Raw genomic sequence first — 1,357 nt, 5'->3', positions numbered from 1 at the left:
CGGCCTGGTCCAGCACCACGTCCACGAACGCACTGCCCGTGGCGGCGTCCACGTGCTGCAGCACGTCGGCGGTGATCTCGATCAGGAACGACTCCAGGTCCCCGGTGTTCCACTCCGCGAAGATGCCCCCGATCTGCGCCGCCGAGGCACCCAGGCCCTGCTTGAGCAGGTCGTAGGCCTCGGCGATCAGCTGCATGTCGGCGTACTCGATGCCGTTGTGCACCATCTTCACGAAGTGCCCCGCACCATCCGGCCCCACATACGTGCAGCACGGCACCCCGTCGACCTTCGCCGAGATCTTCTCCAGGATCGGACCCAACCACTCATACGACTCGGCCGTGCCACCGGGCATGATCGACGGACCCAGCAGCGCGCCCTCCTCACCACCAGAGACACCCGAACCCACGAAGTGCAGACCCTTGGCCCGCAGCGCCGCCTCCCGGCGGATCGTGTCCGGGAAATGCGCGTTGCCGGCATCGACCACGATGTCGCCCTCGTCCAGCAACGGCACCAGCTCGTCGATCACCGCATCGGTGGCCGCACCGGCCTTGACCATCACCACGATCTTGCGCGGCCGCGCCAGCGACGCCACGAAGTCCGCGGTGCTCGCCGAGGCGATGAACGTGCCCTCCTCACCATGGTCGTCGACCAGCGACTGCGTCTTCGCATACGACCGGTTGTGGATCGCGACGGTGAACCCGTTCCGCGCGAAGTTCCGGGCCAGGTTGCGGCCCATCACCGCCAGACCGGTGACGCCGATCTCGGCCGTGCCGGATGCCGTGGTGTTCGCGGCCATGCGTGAGGTGCTCCTTGTCGTCGACGGCCCGGGGCGCGGGACGACCCGTGCGCAGGAGGGCGCTGGGCGGGTGCGCGACGTCCGGGTGGGAGTGCCCGGTCAGCCTAGCGGCGTCGCGATGACGCGGGAGCGGCGTGCCGGACGTCAAGACGGCGACCGCGCCCGTACGCTCCCCAGCGTGACCCCAGCAGGCCCCGAGGACGTCCCCGCCGAGTTCGTCCGTGCGCTCCGTTCGCTGCGCAACGTGACGGTCCGGTCCGAGGTCGTGCTGGACGAGGTCCCCGGGCCCGCCCGGATCGCCCCGTTCTCCGCCGCGCTCACGGCCGAGGTGCGCAGCGCACGCCGGTCGGTCGCCGCGGCCGAGCTCGCGTCGGGCCGGTTCGTCGTGCTCTACGACCCCGAGGGCCAGGAGGCGTGGGAAGGCTCGTTCCGCCTCGTCACGCTGGTGCGCGCCACCCTGGAGGCCGAGGTCGGCACCGACCCGCTGCTGGCCGAGGTCGCGTGGACCTGGTTCACCGACGCGCTCGAGTCCGCGGGCCTCGAGCCGCACGCGGCGGGCGG

The 1,357-nt window shown here is 71.3% G+C and carries 2 protein-coding genes; one reads left to right on the top strand and one right to left on the bottom strand.

The genetic code is table 11. The features are described 5' to 3' along the window. A partial coding sequence (gene gnd / locus KOV94_RS12095) for an NADP-dependent phosphogluconate dehydrogenase (RefSeq protein WP_218052170.1) occupies positions 1 to 796 on the bottom strand: 796 nt, incomplete at its 3' end. Between the two features lie 178 nt (positions 797 to 974). On the opposite strand from gnd, the gene KOV94_RS12090 reads away from it, so the two are divergent. Then, positions 975 to 1,357, top strand: a 383-nt coding sequence (locus tag KOV94_RS12090; protein ID WP_218052169.1) for a DUF3000 family protein, incomplete at its 3' end; no start/stop codon positions are given.

The organism is Cellulomonas algicola, from assembly GCF_019024305.1.
Taxonomy (GTDB): Bacteria; Actinomycetota; Actinomycetes; order Actinomycetales; family Cellulomonadaceae; genus Cellulomonas; species Cellulomonas algicola.
The sequence above is the reverse complement of the archived record's forward strand: the minus strand, read 5'-3'. Positions and strand labels throughout refer to the sequence as shown.